Source organism: Thermus sp. (assembly GCF_056332225.1).
Map to the genome: position 1 here is coordinate 1 of NZ_JBWGQW010000084.1, position 4,121 is coordinate 4,121.

Annotated in this window: 6 protein-coding genes and 1 pseudogene; all 7 read left to right on the top strand. The window is 70.0% G+C overall.

From position 1 onward, the window contains the following. Positions 1-323 (top strand): sulfite exporter TauE/SafE family protein (locus AC01Y6_RS09720; RefSeq protein WP_476671318.1); only part of this gene is annotated, 323 nt, incomplete at its 5' end. A 206-nt stretch (positions 324-529) separates the two neighbouring features. Continuing rightward, on the top strand, positions 530-1,075 hold the full coding sequence (gene pyrR, locus AC01Y6_RS09725; protein ID WP_476671319.1) for a bifunctional pyr operon transcriptional regulator/uracil phosphoribosyltransferase PyrR: 546 nt from the start codon (positions 530-532) through the stop codon (positions 1,073-1,075). Further along, a complete protein-coding gene (locus tag AC01Y6_RS09730) occupies positions 1,072-1,977 on the top strand; it encodes an aspartate carbamoyltransferase catalytic subunit (protein WP_476671320.1) in 906 nt (301 codons plus the stop codon). Before pyrR ends, AC01Y6_RS09730 begins: the two co-directional genes overlap by 4 nt. A gap of 19 nt (positions 1,978-1,996) precedes the next feature. Further along, complete coding sequence (locus AC01Y6_RS09735) at positions 1,997-2,146, top strand: hypothetical protein (RefSeq protein ID WP_428716867.1); 150 nt, start codon at positions 1,997-1,999, stop codon at positions 2,144-2,146. Further along, positions 2,118-2,585, top strand: a complete 468-nt coding sequence (locus tag AC01Y6_RS09740) for a type II toxin-antitoxin system VapC family toxin (RefSeq protein WP_476671322.1) — start codon at positions 2,118-2,120, stop codon at positions 2,583-2,585. Before AC01Y6_RS09735 ends, AC01Y6_RS09740 begins: the two co-directional genes overlap by 29 nt. Next, positions 2,582-3,862 carry a dihydroorotase gene (locus tag AC01Y6_RS09745; protein ID WP_476671323.1) on the top strand — a complete coding sequence of 427 codons (1,281 nt, stop codon included), beginning with the start codon at positions 2,582-2,584 and terminating at the stop codon, positions 3,860-3,862. The genes AC01Y6_RS09740 and AC01Y6_RS09745 overlap by 4 nt, the downstream gene beginning before the upstream one ends. 4 nt (positions 3,863-3,866) lie before the next feature. Beyond that, positions 3,867-4,067, top strand: a pseudogene (locus AC01Y6_RS09750) (Uma2 family endonuclease); the annotation flags it as partial. Positions 4,068-4,121: the final 54 nt, after the last annotated feature.

Below are 4,121 nucleotides of genomic sequence, written 5' to 3' on the forward strand. Positions count from 1 at the left end.
CCTTCACCGGCTTCCTCTCGGGGATGATGGGGGTGGGCGGCGGGACGATCATGGTCCCGGCCATGGTCCTCCTCCTGGGGATGCCCCAGCACACCGCCCAGGGGACAAGCCTCCTCGCCATGGTCCCGGCGAGCCTGGTGGGGGCCTACACCCACCTGCGCCTGGGGAACGTGGACCGGGACCTCGCGCTAGGCCTCGTGCCCGGGGTCCTGGCGGGCACCTTCCTCGGAGGGGAGCTGGCCCACGTCCTCCCGGAAGGCGCCCTGAGGCTCGTCTTCGCCGCCGTGCTCGTCTGGACGGGGTGGCGGTACGCCCGTCCATAAAAGCCTCTAGCGCCACCTGGAACGCGGTCATCGTCCTCGGGCGGGGTTCCCCTTGCCCGGAAGGGGCAGGGGGTGTAAGGTGGGGGTGGCCTTTAAACCGGTCCCGCGAGGCCGGAAAGGGGGAACGATGCGAGAAACAAGGGAGAGGACCAAGGCCAGGCAGGGCGGCGGAGGCTTCGGCCTCCGCCTTTTTTGGGGGGTGGGGCGTGCGCTATAAGGCGGAGCTCATGAACGCCGAGGAGATGCGGCGGGCCCTCTACCGCATCGCCCACGAGGTGGTGGAGGCCAACAAGGGGACGGAGGGCCTGGCCCTGGTGGGGATCCACACCCGGGGCATCCCCCTCGCCGGGCGCATCGCCCGCTTCATCGGGGAGTTTGAGGGGAAGGAGGTGCCCGTGGGGGTCCTGGACATCACCCTCTACCGGGACGACCTCACGGAGATCGGCTTTAGGCCCGAGGTGCGGGAGACCCGGATCCCCTTTGACCTCACGGGAAAGGCCATCGTCCTGGTGGACGACGTCCTCTACACGGGCCGCACCGCCCGGGCCGCCTTAGACGCCCTCATGGACCTGGGAAGGCCCAGGCGCATTTATCTCGCGGTCCTGGTGGACCGGGGGCATAGGGAGCTTCCCATCCGGGCGGACTTCGTGGGGAAGAACGTCCCCACCTCCCGGAACGAGGTGGTGAAGGTGAAGGTGGTGGAGGTGGACGGGGAGGACCGGGTGGAGCTTTGGGAAAGGGAGGGGGCATGAGGCACCTCCTGGACTTCCAGGGCTGGAACAGGGCCGAGGTGGAGGGCCTCCTGGACACGGCCCGGGTGATGCGGGAGGTCCTGGAGCGGCCCATCAAGAAGGTCCCCGCCCTCCAGGGCTTCACCGTGGCCACGGTCTTCTTTGAGCCCTCCACGAGGACCCGGATCTCCTTTGAGCTCGCCGCAAGGCGCATGTCGGCGGACGTGGTCTCCTTCGCCGCGGCCACCAGCAGCCTGCAGAAGGGGGAAAGCTACAAGGACACCCTCCTCACCCTCGAGGCCATGGGGGTGGACGCCTACGTGATCCGGGCCGATGCCGCCGGGGTGCCCCACCAGGCCACCCGCTGGGTCAAGGGGGCGGTGATCAACGGCGGGGACGGCCGCCGCGCCCACCCCACCCAGGCCCTCCTGGACGCCTACACCCTCCTCGAGGCCCTGGGGACCCTAGAGGGGAAGAAGGTCGCCATCGTGGGGGACATCCTCCACTCCCGGGTGGCCCGCTCAAACGCCGAGCTCCTTCCCCTCCTCGGGGCCCGGGTCTTCCTGGCGGGCCCCCCAAGCCTCCTGCCCAAAAGCCTTCCAGGGGTCCACCTTACCCCCCATCTGGAGGAGGCCCTGGAGGAGGCGGACGCCGTCATGGTGCTCAGGCTCCAGAAAGAGCGCATGGAGGCGGGGCTTGTCCACCTGGAGGACTACATCGCCCGCTACCAGGTGACCGAGAGGAGGCTCGCCCTGGCCAAGCCCCAGGCCCCCCTCCTCCACCCCGGCCCCATGAACCGGGACGTGGAGCTGGAAGGCCCCCTGGCCGACTCGGAAAGAAGCCTGGTGAACCGCCAGGTGCAAAACGGGGTGGCGGTGCGCATGGCGGTGCTCTACCACCTTTTGGTGGGAAAAGGGAGGTGACGTGCGGTACCATGAGGCCATGGTGAAGGCCGAAGAAGCCCTGGCGGAGCTTCTCCACCGGGTGCGGGTCCGCCCCCCGCAAAAGGCCCGCAGGAGGCGCCCTAAGCCGGTGCTCCTCAAGGGAGAAACGCCCCCTCTCCATGAACTCCTCACCCAGGAACGGCGCTAAGGTCTTCTTCGCCGACACCAGCGCTCTCCTCTACCTCGTGGTGGACCACCCTGGCGAGCCCTTCGCCTGGGTTCGGGGCCTCCTCCGGGAGGCCCCCCTGGCGGCCTGCGACCTCTTCCTCCCGGAAGCCGTGGCCGCCCTAAGGGGGCGCCGGGACGGGGGCCACCTGAGCCCGAGGGGCTTTCGGAAGGCGGTGCGGTCTTTAGAAGAGCTTCTGCCGAGCCTCTACCTCGTGGAAAGCGGCCTGGCCCTGATGCAGGCGGCAAGCCTCCTTGCCCGCGAGCATCCCCTGCGGGGAGCGGACGCCGTCCACCTGGCGGCGGCCATGGCCCTTTTTCGCCAGGTTTCGGGGGTGTTCTTGACCCTGGACCGCAGGCAATACCGGGTGGCCAAGGCCCTGGTGCCCACCTACCCGGTGCCCGAACTGGAGGAAGCATGATCCTGATCCGAAACGTGCGGCTCGTGGACGCTATGGGGGAACGGGGCCCCCTGGACGTCCTCATCGGCGAGGGAAGGATCCTCTCCCTGGAAGGGGGGGAGGCCGAAGAGGTGGTGGACGGGACGGGCCTGCTCCTCGCCCCGGGGTTTTTGGACCTCCACGCCCACCTTAGGGAGCCGGGAGAGGAGGTGAAGGAGGACCTTTTCTCGGGGCTCCTCGCGGCGGTACGCGGGGGGTACACCGACCTCGTCGCCATGCCCAACACCAAGCCCCCCGTGGACACCCCGGAGGCGGTGCGGGCCCTGAAGGAGAAGGCCAGGGCCCTGGGCCTCGCGAGGCTCCACCCCGCGGCCGCCCTCACCCTGGGGCAGGAGGGGAAGCACCTCGCCCCGGCGGGGCTTTTAAAGGAGGCGGGGGCCCTCCTCCTCACCGACGACGGGCGCACCAACGAAGACGCCGGGGTCCTGGCGGCGGGGCTCCTCCAGGCCGCGGCCTTAGGCCTTCCCGTGGCGGTGCACGCGGAGGACGCGAGCCTCAGGCGAGGGGGGGTGATGAACGACGGGGCCCTGGCGGACCTCCTGGGCCTTCCCGGAAACCCCCCGGAGGCCGAGGCCGCAAGGATCGCCCGGGACCTCGAGGTCCTGCGCTACGCCAGAAGGCGAAGCCAGGCCACCCCCAGGCTCCACGTCCAGCACCTCTCCACCCGGCGGGGCCTGGAGCTCATCCGGGAGGCCAAGCGGGCGGGCCTTCCCGTGACCGCCGAGGCCACCCCCCACCACCTCACCCTCACCGAGGAGGCCCTGAGGGGCTTTGACCCCCTCTTCAAGGTGGCCCCGCCCCTCAGGGGGAAGGAGGACCGGGAAGCCCTCCTAGAAGGGCTCCTAGATGGAACCCTAGACGCCGTCGCCACCGACCACGCCCCCCACACCCTGGCGGAAAAGGAGATGGACCTCCTCCGGGCCCCCTTCGGCATCCCGAGCCTCGAGGTGGCCTTCCCCCTCCTCTACACCGAGCTCCACCTCAAGCGGGGCTTTCCCCTCCCCAGGCTCGTGGAGCTTTTCACCGATGGCCCCAGGCGGGTCCTGGGCCTCCCCCCCCTTCACCTGGAGGAAGGGGCCGAGGCGAGCCTGGTTCTCCTCTCCCCCAAGGAGCGCCCCGTGGACCCCAGCGCCTTCGCCTCCAAGGCCCGCTACTCCCCCTGGGCGGGGTGGGTCCTCGGGGGCTGGCCCGTCCTCACCCTGGTGGCGGGCCGGATCGTCCACGAAGCGCTAGAATAGGGGCGTGCTCAAGAAGCTTTTGGAGGCGGACGCCATCGGCCTCAGGCTGGAGTGGGTGGGGGGGCTTCCCCTCTGGGAGGCCCAGCCCACCTACCGGCACCAGAAGGCGGTGGACCGGATCCGGCAAAGCCTCCGGCCTAAGGGGGGCGCCCCCTGCGCTTGCGTCCACGTGGCCAGCGTCTACGTGCGCTTCCCCGATGGCTCCTAGAAAAGGCCCGACATCGCCGTCTTCTGCCGGGAGCCCGAGGAGCTGGACGAG

What these genes read in the sequence shown, in the direction of transcription:
- AC01Y6_RS09730 (WP_476671320.1), top strand. Translation starts at nt 1,072, where the DNA reads ATGAGGCACCTCCTGGACTTCCAGGGCTGGAACAGGGCCGAGGTGGAG.
- AC01Y6_RS09735 (WP_428716867.1), top strand. Translation starts at nt 1,997, where the DNA reads ATGGTGAAGGCCGAAGAAGCCCTGGCGGAGCTTCTCCACCGGGTGCGG.
- AC01Y6_RS09740 (WP_476671322.1), top strand. Translation starts at nt 2,118, where the DNA reads ATGAACTCCTCACCCAGGAACGGCGCTAAGGTCTTCTTCGCCGACACC.
- AC01Y6_RS09745 (WP_476671323.1), top strand. Translation starts at nt 2,582, where the DNA reads ATGATCCTGATCCGAAACGTGCGGCTCGTGGACGCTATGGGGGAACGG.